We start from the raw sequence: 15,540 nt of genomic DNA on the forward strand, positions 1-15,540 counted from the left end.
TGCATCACTTAGGCTCACCTAACCTGACCTGCGAAAACGATCTTTGATCGATCAGCGGACGGCCCTGAGCAGCACCGGAGCAGGGCTGGGGCGGTCCCGCACCGAGCCTGGATCCCGGCCCCGCGCACCTGGACGACTTTTCCCGTACCTAGACTCTGGAACCATGCGAAGCGAGCCCGTGGTCCAGGTCCAGGCCCTGGTGAAGCGGTACGGCACGAAAACCGCCGTGGACGGCCTCGACCTGGTGGCCCGGGCGGGCATCACCGCCGTACTCGGTCCCAACGGCGCGGGCAAGACGACCACCGTCGAGACCTGCGAGGGATACCGCAGACCGGACTCCGGGACGGTCCGCGTCCTGGGCCTCGACCCGGTACGCGAAGCCGCCGCCCTGCGTCCACGGGTCGGCGTGATGCTCCAGTCCGGCGGCGTCTACTCGGGCGCCCGCGCCGACGAGATGCTCCGCCACGTGGCCAAGCTGCACGCGCACCCCCTGGACGTGGACGCCCTCGTCGAACGCCTCGGCCTCGGCAGCTGTGGCCGGACGACCTACCGCCGCCTCTCCGGGGGCCAGCAGCAGCGCCTGGCGCTCGCGATGGCGGTCGTCGGCCGCCCGGAGCTGGTCTTCCTCGACGAACCGACGGCCGGCCTGGACCCCCAGGCCCGCCGTGCCACCTGGGAACTCGTACGGGATCTGCGTGCCGACGGAGTCTCCGTCATCCTCACCACCCATCACATGGACGAGGCCGAGCAGCTCGCGGACGACGTCGCGATCATCGACGCCGGCAAGGTCATCGCCCAGGGCAGCCCGGACCAGCTGTGCCGCGGCGGCGCCGAGAACACCCTGCGCTTCATGGGCCGGCCGGGTCTGGACGTCGGCTCCCTGCTCAAGGCCCTCCCGGCGGACTGCACGGCCATCGAGCTGACCCCGGGCGCGTATCGCGTCGGCGGCAAGGTCAACCCGCAGCTCCTCGCGACGGTGACGTCCTGGTGCGCCCAGCACGGGGTGATGCCGGACCGGATCTCAGTGGAACGGCACACCCTGGAAAACGTCTTTCTGGAGCTGACCGGCAAGGAGCTGCGTTCATGATTCCGGCCCACACAAGAATCTGCCGGGGGTCCGGGGGTCGTCCCCCGGGAAGACACAGCCTGGAGCTGACCGGCAAGGAGCTGCGTTCGTGACGACCGCCACCAAGGGGACCTACACCCCGCAGCCCGGCGCCGCCCCGCTCCCCCGCATGATCGGGGCGCAGGCGGCCCTGGAGACGAGGATGCTGCTGCGCAACGGCGAGCAGCTGCTGCTGACGGTGGTCATTCCCACCCTCCTCCTGCTGCTGTTCGGCTCGGTGGACATCGTCGACACGGGCACCGGCAAGGCGGTCGACTTCCTCGCGCCGGGCATCCTCGCGCTCGCGGTCATGTCCACGGCCTTCACCGGCCAGGCCATCGCGACGGGCTTCGAGCGCCGCTACGGCGTCTTGAAAAGGCTGGCCTCCTCCCCGCTCCCCCGCTGGGGCCTGATGACGGCGAAAACAGCGTCCGTGCTGGTCACCGAGGTTCTCCAGGTCGCCCTGGTGACGGTGATCGCCTTCGCGCTCGGCTGGTCCCCGCACGGCAACCCCTTCGCCGTACTCCTGCTGCTTCTCCTCGGCACGGCCGCCTTCTCGGGCCTCGGCCTGCTGATGGCGGGCACCCTGAAGGCGGAGGCCACGCTCGCCGCCGCCAACCTCGTCTTCCTGTTGCTCCTGGTGGGCGGCGGCGTGATCGTCCCGCTGGACAAGTTCCCGTCCGGCGTCCAGCACGTGCTGGCTCTGCTCCCGATCTCGGCCCTGTCGGACGGGCTGCGGGACGTACTGCAGCACCGTTCCGGCATGCCGTGGGGGGACCTGGGGATCCTCGCGGTCTGGGCGGTCGTGGGGCTGGCGGCGGCCGGCCGGTTCTTCCGCTGGGAGTGAGCCGGGACGGCGGACGGCCGAGGACCGGGGGACCCCTCGTGAAAGCGTGCACAAGCAGCCGCCTACGATGGGACGCGTGCCAAAGATGACCCCCGCCGAGGCCCTGTCCGCCGTGCGGAACCCGCTCGCCTTCATCGCAGCCCGCTGGACACCGACCCCCCGGACCGTACGGCGGGCGGCGCTCGCCGCGCTCGTCATGTCGGTGGTCATCGTGGTCACCGGCGGTGCCGTACGACTGACCGGCTCGGGCCTCGGCTGCCCGACCTGGCCCAAGTGCACCGACAACTCGCTGACGACGACCAGTGCGATGGGCGTGCACGGTGTCATCGAGTTCACCAACCGCATGCTGACGTACGTGCTGTGCGCGGCGGTCGGCTGGGCGATCATCGCCGCCCGCTCGGAGAAGCCGTACCGGCGCAGCCTCACCCGGCTCGGCTGGGCGCAGTTCTGGGTCGTCATGAGCAACGCGATCCTGGGCGGCGTCGTCGTCCTGGTCGGCCTCAACCCGTACACGGTCGCGGCCCACTTCCTGCTGTCCTCCGCCCTGATCGCGGTCGCCGTGGTGATGTGGCAGCGCACGCAGGAGGGCGACGAGGCACCCGGCCCGCTGGTCGGCAAGGCGGTGCGGCAGCTGGTGTGGTTCCTGGTGGTCGCCACGGTGCTGCTGATCGCGGTCGGCACGGTGGTGACCGGGTCCGGCCCGCACGCCGGCGACTCGAGCGAGATCGAGCGCATGCCGCTGAACTGGGAGAACGTCAGCAAGCTGCACGCGGTGCTCGCCTGGATCGTGGTGACCCTGACGTTCGCCCTGTGGTTCGTCCTCAAGGCGGTCGACGCCCCCAAGGGCCCGCTGGACCGCACCCGGGACCTGTTCCTGATCCTGCTCTCGCAGGGGATCATCGGGTACGTCCAGTACTTCACGAACCTCCCCGAGGTCCTGGTCGGCCTGCACATGCTCGGCTCGGCGCTGGTGTGGATCGCCGTCCTGCGGGTCCTGCTCGCCCTGCGCGAGCGCGCCGGGGCCGACACCCTGGCCGACGTACCCGGCCCCGCGGCCGAGGCGACGGTAGGCACGCGCGCGTAGACCGACGACGTGACGCACGCGTACGCGTGCGTCACGTTCTACGAGGTCAGGTGTACGAGTTCAGGTGTACGAGGTCACCAGGCGGTCGATCGCGTCGCCCAGGTAGTCCCGCGTCAGCTCGCCGCGCCGTTCACGCCACCCGGCGTCGAACCGGCCGCCCTTCTGCCCGTACCGCCGCCGCACGACGTCCTCGACGACCTCCACGGGCGCCCCGAGACCCGGCAGCAGGTCCAGCGCCTCCCGTTTCGAGACCAGGCTGCCGGCCCGCAGGGTCATGGTCGCCCGGGCGAAGGTGACCAGCCCCAGGTCGACCCAGACGTCCTGCGTCCAGAGCCGCGCCTTGTCCACAGTCGGCCGCCAGAAGTCGCGCTGGTCGCGTACGACGAAGTCGGTCAGCTGCCGGTCCGGCACCACCGGCAGCAGCTCCCCCGGCGCCTTCCCGTACAGCACCCGTCCGAAGGTGTGCAGCTCACGCCGGGTCACCGGGGTGACGGTCCGCCGGAACAGGTGGCTGTGCGCCCAGGTGAGGTGCCGTCGCTCGGGATCGGCCGTCGTCGTGTCGGACAGGTAGCTGCAGTGCAGCAGCGGGGCGAGCGGGTCGGCGCGCAGACGGGCGTGCAGCTTGCCCACCTTCCAGGCGGTGCCCGGCCCGATCGGCCCCTCCAGGACGGCGATCAGGTCGAGGTCGCTGCGGCCCTGCTGGTAGTCGCCGCCGGCGAGCGATCCGTGGGCCCAGACGGCGACCGGGGCGAGTGCTCGCAGCTCACCGAGGAAACGGTCGAGTAGGGCGTCGGTCAGGGCATCCGAGCGCGTCGCGTGTGTCGTCATGCCCTCAGTCTTCACAGCTCACCCCAGGCCGTACACGCGCCGCGCGTTGCCCGCCGCGATCATTCCGGCCACCCGTTGTGCGTCCCCCAGCGACCACGCCCCCTCGGCGACCCAGCCGCCGAGCACCCGGCCGAGGGCCTCTCGGAAGAGGCGCGCGCCCACCACATGGAGCTCGGGCAGGGCCTGGGCGCCGCTGGAGAAGAGGATCTTGCCGAAGGGGGCGAGTTCGAGGATCTCGGCGAGGATGGCGGCGGCCCGGGCGCCGGTCCGGACGAGGGCCGCGCCCAGGTCGGCGTAGACATGCGGGAAGACACCGGCGAGGTGGGCCGCGTGCCGGTGGTACGGGTACCCGTGCAGCAGCACCAGGTCGGTGCCGAGCCCGGCCGTCGCCCGGACGAAGTCCGTGAGCAGGACCGGATCGGTGCGGTCGATGCGTAAGCCCGGTTCGCCCAGCCCCGCGTGGAGCTGGAGCGGAAGGCCCGAGGCAACCGCGATCCACAGCAGGTGACGCAGCAGCACGGGGTCGCTGAGCGGGCCGCCGACCCGGCGTCCGGCCAGCCAGCGGCCCGCCGCGCCCCGTACCTCCCCCGGTCCCGGCGGATCAGGTGCGAGCGCCAGTCCGTGCCGTAGGCCCGCGACGGAGGTGAAGGCCACGGCGCTCGTCGCCGCGCCGTGCACCGACTCGGCGAGGTTGGCGAGAAAGGACTCGACGGTGCCCGAGGTGTCGGCCACCTGCTCGGCCAGGAGTTCGAGCCGGACGATCTCATGGGCGTCGGCGGCTCCCGCGGAGGCCATCTCGGCGGGCCCGGTGAGGTCGCCCGGCAGCCCGGCGTCGACCAGGTATGTCGTGATTCCGCTCCCCCGGAGCAGCCGCCGGCCCGATTCCAGTACGCCGAGTTCACGGCGCCGGGCGAGATAACGGGCGGGGAGGGCATGCGGTTCCAGGCCCAGCAGCGGGGGGCACCAGCGGCGTACGGCGAACCCGGTCTGGGTGTCGAAGAGGGTGGTCCCGGCGGCGGGCGGCCCCTCGGTACGCGCGAGCTGGGCCTCGAAGGTGCCGAGACCCAGCTCTGTTCTCAGTACGCCGTGGCAGTACTGGTCCACGAGGGACGGCGTGTCGATCATCCGGGCTCCCCGTGGCTGGACCGTGTGTTCCTAAGGTCCTAACGGGTGAACCGACCATCAGGTGTTGCTTCCGCACACCCCGTGGGAACGACCGACACCGACCGGCCACTCCCCGCACTCACGGGTTACTCGGGCCGCCCACCTGGATTCCCGCCATACGCGTCCACTCGTACGGGCCGGTCGTCACCTTGGCCGCGAACTCGCCGTCGAAGTCCTCGTGGACGGTGATGCCGGCCTTCTCGACGGCCTGCTGGGCGATCGCGTACGTCGGGGCAACGAGGTCGCCCCAGCCGCCGTCCTCGCCGACGAGCACGATCCGGGCCCCGCGCTCCCCGATGTAGGCCACCTGCCCCTCGGCGCCGCCGTGCTCCTTGGCGAACCCGTCGATCTGCTTGGCGAGCTTGGCCACCGTGCGCTCCTGCGTATCTGCCATGCCAAGGATGCTACCGACGAGTAGATCACCAGGCGACGGTAGGGCAAGTGGCCTTCCCCACGTAACCACGGTGACTGGGGCGCCCCGATAGGGGCGCGGGGAACTGCGCGACCAGCCACAGCGGGCCCGCGGCCGAACTGCTTACCGCAAGAAGGGATCCACAGCGACAGCCACGAACAGCAGCGACACATAGGTGATCGACCAGTGGAACAGCCGCATCTCCTTCAGCTTCCCACCACTCGACCCAGCCCGTGCGCGACTCTGCAAGGCATGCGCCTCCCACAGCCACCAGCCGCCCGCCACCAGCGCGACCACCGTGTAGAACCAGCCGGTGTAGCCGAGCACGGTGAGCAGCAGCGAGACCGCGACCATCGCCCAGCTGTACGCCACGATCTGCCGGGCGACCGTCTTGTTGGAGGCGATGACCGGGAGCATCGGCACGCCCACGCGCGCGTAGTCGTCCTTCACCTTCATGGACAGCGGCCAGTAGTGCGGCGGGGTCCAGAAGAAGATGACCAGGAAGAGGATGACGGGCGCCCAGGAGAGCGAGTTCGTGACGGCGGACCAGCCGATGAGGACCGGCATACAGCCCGCGATGCCGCCCCACACGATGTTCTGCGACGTACGCCGCTTGAGGATCATCGTGTAAACGACCACGTAAAAGAGGAGTGCGCCCAGCGACAGCCAGGCCGACAGCCAGTTGACCGTGAGACCGAAGAGGAGCGTGGAGGCGACGGCGAGGGTGATGCCGAAGGCCAGGCACTCGCGCGGGCTGACCATGCCGGTGACCAGCGGGCGCTGCGAGGTGCGGTCCATGAGCGCGTCGATGTCACGGTCGATGTACATGTTGAGCGCGTTGGCGCCACCCGCGGAGAGGTAGCCGCCGAGGCAGGTGAGGAGGACCAGTCCCAGGTCCGGTACACCCTGCTCCGCCAGGAACATCACCGGAACGGTGGTGATGAGCAGCAGCTCGATGATCCGCGGCTTTGTGAGAGCAACGAACGCCATGACCCGGGCCCCGAGGGGCTGGTGACTCCGGCTCTGGCTCTGGCTCGTCCCGGTCATCCCCGCTGGACGGGATTCAACGGCCGTCACGCACACCCCTGACAGAGACATTCCAACAAGCCTCCGGTGTGAAGTCCCGGTAGAGGCTCGCGCTTACCACGCCACTCTAGACGTTGCCCAGACCCCGCCCTTCGCGGGGGTGGGGTCGTGTTGTGGGGCGCTTTGTGATGGGCGCGACGTGGCTCGATTGAGCAGTCGGGCGGCGTGCTTCGTATTGCAGTCCGGCAGCGGTCGGGAGGCAGACGTGAAGCAGTCCCGGCAGTCTGGAATGACTCGAAATACTGCACGTTCTTCCGAGGGTAGGCTCGACAAAGGCCGAGGGTGTCAGCCCCCGGCAGCCGGTGGACACCGAGGACGCCGGCATTAGACATGTGGAGAGGAGCCCTGACCCAGGGTGAGCACCAAGCCGACCACCACAGACCTCGAGTGGACCGAGTTGGACCAGCGGGCCGTCGACACCGCCCGCGTCCTGGCCGCCGATGCCGTACAGAAGGTCGGCAACGGCCATCCCGGTACGGCGATGAGCCTGGCCCCCGCCGCGTACACCCTCTTCCAGAAGGTGATGCGGCACGACCCGGCGGACGCCGACTGGGTCGGGCGCGACCGTTTCGTACTGTCCGCCGGTCACTCGTCCCTGACCCTCTACACCCAGCTGTACCTGGCCGGTTTCGGGCTGGAGCTGGATGACCTGAAGGCGTTCCGGACGTGGGGTTCCAAGACCCCCGGCCACCCCGAGTACGGGCACACGACGGGCGTCGAGACGACGACCGGTCCGCTCGGCCAAGGTGTCGCCAACGCCGTGGGCATGGCCATGGCCGCCCGCTACGAGCGCGGTCTGTTCGACCCGGAGGCCCCCGTAGGGGAGTCCCCGTTCGACCACTTCATCTTCGCGATCGCTGGCGACGGCTGCCTCCAGGAGGGCATCTCCGCGGAGGCGTCCTCGCTGGCCGGGCACCAGAAGCTCGGCAACCTGGTCCTGCTGTGGGACGACAACCACATCTCGATCGAGGGCGACACCGAGACAGCCGTCTCCGAGGACGTCGCCAAGCGGTACGAGGCGTACGGCTGGCACGTGCAGCGGATCGCCCCGAAGCCGGACGGCGACCTCGACCCGCACGCCATCTACAACGCCGTGCAGGCCGCCAAGAAGGTGACGGACAAGCCGTCGTTCATCGCGATGCGCTCGATCATCGCCTGGCCCGCCCCGAACGCCCAGAACACCGAGGCCGCGCACGGCTCGGCGCTCGGCGACGACGAGGTGGCGGCCACCAAGCGTGTCCTCGGCTTCGACCCGGAGCAGTCCTTCGAGGTCTCGGACGCCGTCCTGAACCACACCCGCGAGGCGCTGGAGCGCGGCCGTCAGGCCAAGGCGGAGTGGGAGAAGTCGTTCCAGGAGTGGCGCAACAACAACGCCGAGCGCGCCGCCGAGTTCGACCGCATCGCCGCGGGTGAACTGCCCAAGGGCTGGGAGGAGAAGCTTCCGGTCTTCGAGGCGGGCAAGGGTGTCGCCACGCGCGCCGCGTCCGGCAAGGTCCTCCAGGCACTGGGCGCTGTCATCCCGGAGCTGTGGGGCGGCTCGGCCGACCTGGCCGGCTCGAACAACACGACCATCGACAAGACGTCCTCCTTCCTCCCGGCGGACAACCCGCTGCCGGAGGCGGACCCTTACGGTCGCACGATCCACTTCGGTATCCGCGAGCACTCGATGGCCGCCGAGATGAACGGCATCGCCCTGCACGGCAACACCCGTGTCTACGGCGGTACTTTCCTCGTCTTCTCCGACTACATGCGCAACGCGGTACGGCTGTCCGCGCTGATGCACGTGCCGGTGACGTACGTGTGGACGCACGACTCCATCGGCCTCGGCGAGGACGGCCCGACGCACCAGCCGGTCGAGCACATCGCGTCGCTGCGTGCCATCCCGGGCCTGAACGTCGTGCGCCCGGCGGACGCCAACGAGACGGCCATCGCCTGGCGCGAGATCCTGAAGCGCTGGACGAAGGTCTTCGGCAAGGGCGCCCCGCACGGCCTCGCGCTGACCCGCCAGGGCGTGCCGACGTACGAGGCCAACGAGGACGCGACCAAGGGCGGTTACGTGCTGTTCGAGGCCGAGGGTGGCACGCCCGAGGTCATCCTCATCGCGACCGGTTCCGAGGTCCATGTGGCCGTCGGGGCCCGGGAGCAGCTCCAGGCGGAGGGTGTGCCGACGCGGGTCGTGTCGATGCCGTGCGTGGAGTGGTTCGAGGAGCAGGACCAGGGGTACCGGGAGAGCGTTCTGCTCCCGTCCGTCAAGGCGCGCGTCGCGGTCGAGGCCGGTATCGGTCTCACCTGGCACAAGTACGTCGGGGACGCGGGCCGCATCGTTTCCCTGGAGCACTTCGGTGCGTCGGCCGACGGCAAGGTCCTCTTCCAGGAGTTCGGCTTCACTGCCGAGAACGTCGCATCCGTCGCCAGGGAATCGATCGCCGCAGCCCAGCGCTGACGCTGACATAACCATTCGTAGGAGATGACTTTTCCATGACAGACGCACTCAAGCGCCTCTCCGAGGAGGGCGTCGCGATCTGGCTGGACGACCTGTCGCGCCAGCGGATCACGTCCGGCAACCTCGCCGAGCTGATCGACCAGCAGCACGTCGTGGGCGTCACGACCAACCCGTCGATCTTCCAGAAGGCGATCAGCAGCGGTGACGGCTACGAGCCGCAGCTCACCGAGCTCGCCGCCCGCAAGGTCACCGTCGAAGAGGCCGTCCGCATGATCACGACGGCGGACGTCCGTGACGCCGCCGACATCCTGCGTCCGGTCTTCGACTCGACGCAGGGCCAGGACGGCCGGGTGTCGATCGAGGTCGACCCCCGTCTCGCCCACAACACCCTCTCGACCGTCGCCGAGGCCAAGCAGCTGGCCTGGCTGGTGGACCGGCCGAACACGCTCATCAAGATCCCGGCCACCGAGGCGGGTCTTCCGGCGATCACCGAGGTCATCGGACTCGGGATCAGCGTCAACATCACGCTGATCTTCTCGCTGGCGCGTTACCGCAAGGTCATGGACGCCTACCTGGCGGGCCTGGAGAAGGCCAAGGAGCGCGGCCTGGACCTCTCCAAGATCCACTCCGTGGCGTCCTTCTTCGTGTCCCGCGTGGACACCGAGATCGACAAGAGGATCGACGCGCTGGGCACCGACGAGGCCAAGGCCGCCCGCGGCAAGGCCGGTCTGGCCAACGCGCGGCTCGCCTACCAGGCGTACGAGGAGGTCTTCTCGTCCGACCGCTGGGCGGCCCTCGACAAGGCGCGGGCCAACAAGCAGCGCCCGCTGTGGGCCTCGACGGGCGTCAAGGACAAGGCGTACAAGGACACCCTGTACGTCGACGACCTGGTCGCGCCGAACACGGTGAACACCATGCCGGAGGCGACCATGTTCGCCGCCGAGGACCACGGACAGATCACCGGCAACACCATCGCCGGTACGTACGAGCAGGCCCGCGCGGAACTCGACGCGGTCGAGAAGCTCGGGATCTCGTACGACGAAGTGGTCCAGCTGCTTGAGGACGAGGGCGTCGAGAAGTTCGAGGCGTCCTGGACCGACCTGCTCACGTCGACAGAGGCGGAACTGAAGCGCCTCGCCCCTTCGGAGGGCTGAAACCTTGTCAAGCAGCAACCCGCTGCGTGACCCCGCAGACCGACGGCTCCCGCGTATCGCGGGGCCGTCGGGCCTGGTCATCTTCGGGGTCACCGGCGACCTGTCACGCAAAAAGCTGATGCCTGCCGTGTACGACCTCGCCAACCGCGGGTTGCTGCCACCGGGCTTCTCCCTCGTCGGTTTCGCCCGCCGTGAATGGGCGAACGAGGACTTCGCGGCGGAGGTCCACGACGCCGTCAAGGAGCACGCCCGTACGCCGTTCCGTGAGGAGGTCTGGCAGCAGCTCATCCAGGGGATGCGCTTCGTCCAGGGCACCTTCGACGACGACGAGTCCTTCGAGCGGCTGCGCTCGACGATCGAGGAGCTGGACAAGGCGCAGGGGACGGGCGGCAACTTCGCCTTCTACCTCTCCGTGCCGCCGTCCGCCTTCCCGGTGGTCATCAAGCAGCTGAAGAAGCACGGTCTGGCGGACCAGGACAACGGTTCCTGGCGGCGTGCGGTCATCGAGAAGCCCTTCGGCCACGACCTCAAGTCGGCCGAGGACCTCAACACGACCGTCGAGGAGGTCTTCGCCCCGGACCAGGTCTTCCGGATCGACCACTACCTCGGCAAGGAGACCGTCCAGAACATTCTGGCGCTCCGCTTCGCCAACCAGATGTTCGAGCCGATCTGGAACCGGTCCTTCGTGGACCACGTGCAGATCACGATGGCCGAGGACATCGGCATCGGCGGCCGGGCCGGCTACTACGACGGCATCGGCGCGGCCCGTGACGTCATCCAGAACCACCTTCTCCAGCTGATGGCCCTGACGGCCATGGAGGAACCGGCCTCCTTCGACGCGGACGCGCTGGCCGCCGAGAAGACCAAGGTGCTCGGCGCGGTCAAGCTGCCGCAGGACCTCGGCAAGAACACGGTCCGCGGACAGTACGCGGCGGGCTGGCAGGGTGGCGAGAAGGCCATCGGCTACCTCCAGGAAGACGGCATCGACCCCAAGTCGAAGACCGACACCTACGCGGCGATCAAGGTCGAGGTCGACAACCGCCGCTGGGCGGGTGTCCCCTTCTATCTGCGCACCGGCAAGCGTCTCGGCCGCCGCGTCACCGAGATCGCGGTGGTCTTCCAGCGCGCGCCCCACTCCCCGTTCGACCACACGGCGACGGAGGAACTGGGCCAGAACGCGATCGTCATCCGCGTCCAGCCCGACGAGGGCATCACGGTCCGCTTCGGCTCCAAGGTGCCCGGCACCTCGATGGAGATCCGTGACGTGTCCATGGACTTCGCGTACGGCGAGTCCTTCACGGAGTCGAGCCCCGAGGCGTACGAGCGTCTGATCCTGGACGTCCTCCTGGGCGACTCCAACCTCTTCCCGCGCACCGAGGAGGTCGAGCTGTCCTGGCGGATCCTCGACCCGATCGAGCAGCACTGGGACAAGCACGGCAAGCCCGCGCAGTACCCCTCGGGCACGTGGGGCCCCGTCGAGGCGGACGAAATGCTCGAACGAGACGGACGGAGCTGGCGGCGCCCATGAAAACAGACCTCACGGACACCACGGCCAGCAAGGTCAACAAGGCGCTGGTGCAGGGCCGTAGGGCCATCGGCACCCCGGCCGTCGGAATGGTCCTCACCCTCGTCATCGTCACCGACGAGGAGAACGCGTACGACGCCCTGAAGGCGGCGAACGACGCCTCGCGCGAGCACCCCTCACGCACCCTGGTCGTCGTCAAGCGCGTCTCCCGCTCCCCCCGCGACCGTACGACGTCCCGCCTCGACGCCGAGGTCAGGGTCGGCGCGGACGCGGGCAGCGGCGAGACGATCGTCCTGCGTCTGTACGGCGAGGTCGTCGACCACGCCGACTCGGTGGTCCTGCCCCTGCTGCTGCCCGATGCCCCGGTGGTCGTCTGGTGGCCGGTGAACGCCCCGCTGGACCCGGCGAAGGACCCGCTGGGCGCCCTGGCGCAGCGCAGGGTGACGGACACGTACGCGGCCGAGCAGCCGGTACGGGAACTGGCGGCACGCGCGGACGCGTACACGCCGGGCGACACGGACCTCTCGTGGACCCGGATCACCCCGTGGCGCTCGATGCTGGCCGCCGCCCTGGACCAGGTCACCTGTGAGGTGGACGCGGTCGAGGTGGAGGGCGAGGAGTTCAACCCGAGCTGCGAGCTGCTGGCGATGTGGCTGGCGGACCGGCTGGACGTCCCGGTGAAGCGTTCCCTGTCCTCGGGCCCCGGTCTGACGGCGGTCCGTATGAAGACGAGCACTGGCCCCATCACCCTCGACCGCGCCGACGGCACCCTGGCGACCCTCTCCATCCAGGGCCAACCCGACCGCGCGGTGGCGCTCAAGCGCCGTGAGACGGCCGAGCTGATGGCGGAGGAGCTGCGCCGCCTGGACCCGGACGACACCTACGCGTCGGCGCTGCGGTACGGGGTGGAGCGGCTGTCCGCTTCGGCGGCACCCGCGACGCCGGCGTCGGCGTCGGCGTCGGCGTCGGCGTCGGCCGAGAAGGCGGATGCGCCCGAAAGGGCGACTCCGGCCAAGATGCCGCCGGTGAAGAAGGTGGCCGCGAAGTGAGTACGGCACCGCAGCTCGTCGTCCACCGCGACAAGGAGCTGATGGCCGAGGCCGCGGCGGCCCGCCTGATCACGAAGATCGTGGACGCGCAGGCCTCGCGGGGCTCGGCGTCGGTGGTGCTCACGGGCGGCCGCAACGGCAACGGCCTGCTGGCCGCCCTGGCCGCCGCGCCCGCCCGGGACGCCATCGACTGGGCCCGGCTCGACCTGTGGTGGGGCGACGAACGCTTCCTGCCCGAGGGCCACCCTGACCGCAACGTCACCCAGGCGAAGGCGGCACTGCTGGACGCGGTGCCGCTGGACCCGGGCCGCGTCCACGCCATGCCCGCGTCGGACGGCCCGTACGGCTCCGACGTGGACGCCGCGGCGGAGGGCTACGCGGCGGAACTTGCCAAGGCGGCAGCCTCAGAACCCCACGGTCAGGTTCCTACCTTCGACGTCTTGATGCTGGGCGTGGGCCCGGACACGCATGTGGCGTCCCTGTTCCCGGAGCTGCCCGCGGTCCGGGAGACGGACCGCACGGTGGTCGGCGTCCACGGCGCCCCGAAGCCCCCACCGACCCGGGTCACCCTCACCCTCCCGGCGATCCGCGCGGCCCGCGAGGTATGGCTGCTGGCGGCGGGCGAGGACAAGGCGGGGGCGGCGGCGATAGCCCTTTCGGGCGCGGGCGAGATCCAGGCCCCGGCAGCCGGCGCACACGGCAGACAACGCACCCTGTGGCTTTTGGACACCGCGGCAGCATCCCAACTCCCGAGGACGCTGTACCCCCCGGCATCACCCTGACCGACGACGGGCAGGGGGGCGGGCTCGAGCCATCTCGCCCCCGCCGCCCCTACCCGTCCCATCCTTCTGGGGCTCCGCCCCAGACCCCGAGCGTGCCGAGCCCCATCCGGCGCTTGAGGACAGGCCCCCTCCAGCCCAGCTTCCCACCCACCCCCAGCACTTCCGCAGCCCAGGCCCAGGCACCTCAGCCCACCCGGCGTTCGCGGACTTCAGCGCAGGCCCGTATTTCCAGCCCGTTTGGGGTCCCCCCTCTGGGGGAGTTTGAGGACAAGGCCCGTTCAGGGCTGGCAGCGGGGGTCTGGGGCGGAGCCCCCAGGGACAGATGGGACGGGTAGGGGCGGCGGGGGCGAGAAAAACCCCCTACCTCCCGCGCAACTCCCGATACTTGGCGACCAGCGCCGTGGTGGACGCATCCAACCCCGCCACTTCCACCCCCTCCGTCAACGCCGGCTCCACCCGCTTCGCCAGCACCTTCCCCAGCTCGACCCCCCACTGGTCGAACGAGTCGATGTTCCACACCGCGCCCTGCACGAACACCTTGTGCTCGTAGAGCGCGATCAACTGGCCGAGGACGGACGGACTCAGCTCGCGTGCGAGGACGGTGGTCGTCGGGTGGTTGCCCTGGAACGTCTTGTGGGCGACCAGTTCCTCCGGCACCCCCTCGGCCCGCACCTCGTTCGGCGTCTTGCCGAAGGCCAGCGCCTGGGTCTGTGCGAAGAAGTTGGCCATCAACAGGTCGTGCTGGCCCTTGAGTTCGTCACTCAGCTCGGCGACCGGCTCGGCGAACCCGATGAAGTCCGCCGGGATGACCTTCGTCCCCTGATGGATCAACTGGTAGTAGGCGTGCTGCCCGTTCGTCCCGGGCGTCCCCCACACCACCGGCCCGGTCTCCCACTCCACCGGCAGCCCGTCACGGTCGACCGACTTGCCGTTGGACTCCATGTCCAACTGCTGCAGATACGCCGTGAACTTGGACAGATAGTGCGAGTACGGCAGCACCGCATGCGACTGCGCCCCGAAGAAGTTCCCATACCAGACACCCAACAGGCCCAGCAGCAAAGGTGCGTTGCTCTCCGCCGGCGCCGTCCGGAAGTGCTCGTCGACCAGCGCGAACCCGTCCAGCATCTCCCTGAACCGCTCCGGCCCGATCGCGATCATCAGCGACAGCCCGATCGCCGAATCGTACGAATACCGACCGCCGACCCAGTCCCAGAACTCGAACATGTTCGCCGTGTCGATCCCGAAGTCGGCGACCTTCCCACCATTCGTCGACAGCGCCACGAAATGCTGGGCGACCGCCTTCTCGTCACCGCCGAGCCCCGCCAGCAGCCACGACCGGGCCGACGTCGCGTTCGTGATCGTCTCGATCGTCGTGAACGTCTTCGACGCCACGATGAACAGCGTCTCCGCCGGATCCAGGTCCCGCACCGCCTCATGCAGATCGGCACCATCGACGTTCGACACGAACCGGAACGTCAACTCCCGCGCCGTGAACGCCCGCAACGCGTCATACGCCATCGCCGGACCCAGATCCGAGCCACCGATACCGATGTTGACGACATTGCGGATACGCCGGCCCGTGTGACCGGTCCACTCACCCGACCGCACCCGCTCCGCGAACCCGGCCATCCGGTCCAGCACCGCGTGCACCGCCGGCACCACGTTCTCACCCTCGACCTCGACCACCGCGCCACGCGGCGCCCGCAGCGCCGTGTGCAGCACCGCCCGGTCCTCGGTGATGTTGATCTTCGCACCCCCGAACATGGCATCCCGCAACCCGAACACGTCCGTCGCGGCGGCCAGTTCGCGCAGCAGCCGTAGCGTCTCGTCCGTGATCAGCTGCTTGGAGTAGTCGATGTGCAGGTCGCCGACCTGAAGCGTGTATCCGGCACCGCGCCCGGGGTCGGTCGCGAACAGGTCCCGCAGATGGGTGTCCGCCAGCTCCTCACGGTGCTTGGCCAAAGCCGTCCACTCGGGCGTCTGGTTGAGCCTGTTACGGCTGTCTGCGTTCATCTCGGACTTCCGCCTCTTCCGTGCCTGGGGCCCCGCTGCCGGTCCCAA

The 15,540-nt window shown here is 69.6% G+C and carries 13 protein-coding genes; 8 read left to right on the forward strand and 5 right to left on the reverse strand.

The features are described from left to right. Positions 1 to 163 precede the first annotated feature (163 nt). The 3 genes from QA861_RS34190 to QA861_RS34200 all read left to right on the forward strand — a co-directional run bounded on the left by QA861_RS34190 (position 164) and on the right by QA861_RS34200 (position 3,036). The gene (locus QA861_RS34190; protein ID WP_334592537.1) at positions 164 to 1,087 is read left to right on the forward strand and encodes an ABC transporter ATP-binding protein; all 924 of its coding nucleotides are present in this window, start codon (positions 164 to 166) and stop codon (positions 1,085 to 1,087) included. A 148-nt stretch (positions 1,088 to 1,235) separates the two neighbouring features. Continuing rightward, positions 1,236 to 1,952 carry an ABC transporter permease gene (locus tag QA861_RS34195; protein WP_334594936.1) on the forward strand — a complete coding sequence of 239 codons (717 nt, stop codon included), beginning with the start codon at positions 1,236 to 1,238 and terminating at the stop codon, positions 1,950 to 1,952. Positions 1,953 to 2,019: 67 nt separating this feature from the next. Continuing rightward, positions 2,020 to 3,036 (forward strand): COX15/CtaA family protein, encoded by a 1,017-nt coding sequence (locus QA861_RS34200; RefSeq protein ID WP_334592538.1) that lies wholly within the window; start codon positions 2,020 to 2,022, stop codon positions 3,034 to 3,036. A 60-nt stretch (positions 3,037 to 3,096) separates the two neighbouring features. Here the strand turns inward: QA861_RS34200 and QA861_RS34205 are convergent, their stop codons facing one another. From QA861_RS34205 to QA861_RS34220, 4 genes are all read right to left on the reverse strand, one after another. Next, entirely contained in the window at positions 3,097 to 3,864 is a 768-nt protein-coding gene (locus tag QA861_RS34205; RefSeq protein WP_334592539.1) for a nucleotidyltransferase family protein, read from the reverse strand. Positions 3,865 to 3,882: 18 nt separating this feature from the next. After that, complete coding sequence (locus tag QA861_RS34210) at positions 3,883 to 4,989, reverse strand: amidohydrolase family protein (protein ID WP_334592540.1); 1,107 nt, start codon at positions 4,987 to 4,989, stop codon at positions 3,883 to 3,885. Between the two features lie 118 nt (positions 4,990 to 5,107). After that, positions 5,108 to 5,422 carry a hypothetical protein gene (locus QA861_RS34215; protein WP_334592541.1) on the reverse strand — a complete coding sequence of 105 codons (315 nt, stop codon included), beginning with the start codon at positions 5,420 to 5,422 and terminating at the stop codon, positions 5,108 to 5,110. A 141-nt stretch (positions 5,423 to 5,563) separates the two neighbouring features. Continuing rightward, positions 5,564 to 6,523 (reverse strand): heme o synthase, encoded by a 960-nt coding sequence (locus tag QA861_RS34220; protein ID WP_334594937.1) that lies wholly within the window; start codon positions 6,521 to 6,523, stop codon positions 5,564 to 5,566. 358 nt (positions 6,524 to 6,881) lie between these two features. Here QA861_RS34220 and tkt point away from each other — a divergent pair, with 358 nt between their 5' ends. Genes tkt through pgl form a run of 5 tightly spaced genes read left to right on the forward strand, consistent with a single transcriptional unit; the run spans position 6,882 to position 13,479 of the window. Then, positions 6,882 to 8,969, forward strand: a complete 2,088-nt coding sequence (gene tkt / locus QA861_RS34225) for a transketolase (RefSeq protein ID WP_334592542.1) — start codon at positions 6,882 to 6,884, stop codon at positions 8,967 to 8,969. A 35-nt stretch (positions 8,970 to 9,004) separates the two neighbouring features. After that, the gene (gene tal, locus QA861_RS34230) at positions 9,005 to 10,123 is read left to right on the forward strand and encodes a transaldolase (RefSeq protein ID WP_334592543.1); all 1,119 of its coding nucleotides are present in this window, start codon (positions 9,005 to 9,007) and stop codon (positions 10,121 to 10,123) included. Between the two features lie 4 nt (positions 10,124 to 10,127). Next, entirely contained in the window at positions 10,128 to 11,651 is a 1,524-nt protein-coding gene (gene zwf / locus QA861_RS34235) for a glucose-6-phosphate dehydrogenase (protein ID WP_334592545.1), read from the forward strand. After that, entirely contained in the window at positions 11,648 to 12,697 is a 1,050-nt protein-coding gene (gene opcA / locus QA861_RS34240) for a glucose-6-phosphate dehydrogenase assembly protein OpcA (RefSeq protein ID WP_334592546.1), read from the forward strand. Before zwf ends, opcA begins: the two co-directional genes overlap by 4 nt. A 41-nt stretch (positions 12,698 to 12,738) precedes the next feature. Beyond that, entirely contained in the window at positions 12,739 to 13,479 is a 741-nt protein-coding gene (pgl, locus tag QA861_RS34245) for a 6-phosphogluconolactonase (RefSeq protein WP_443041676.1), read from the forward strand. A 360-nt stretch (positions 13,480 to 13,839) separates the two neighbouring features. Here pgl and pgi read toward each other — a convergent pair whose 3' ends face one another. After that, entirely contained in the window at positions 13,840 to 15,492 is a 1,653-nt protein-coding gene (gene pgi / locus QA861_RS34250) for a glucose-6-phosphate isomerase (RefSeq protein WP_334592548.1), read from the reverse strand. Positions 15,493 to 15,540: the final 48 nt, after the last annotated feature.

The sequence above is a fragment of the Streptomyces sp. B21-083 genome (genome assembly GCF_036898825.1).
Lineage (GTDB): Bacteria > Actinomycetota > Actinomycetes > Streptomycetales > Streptomycetaceae > Streptomyces.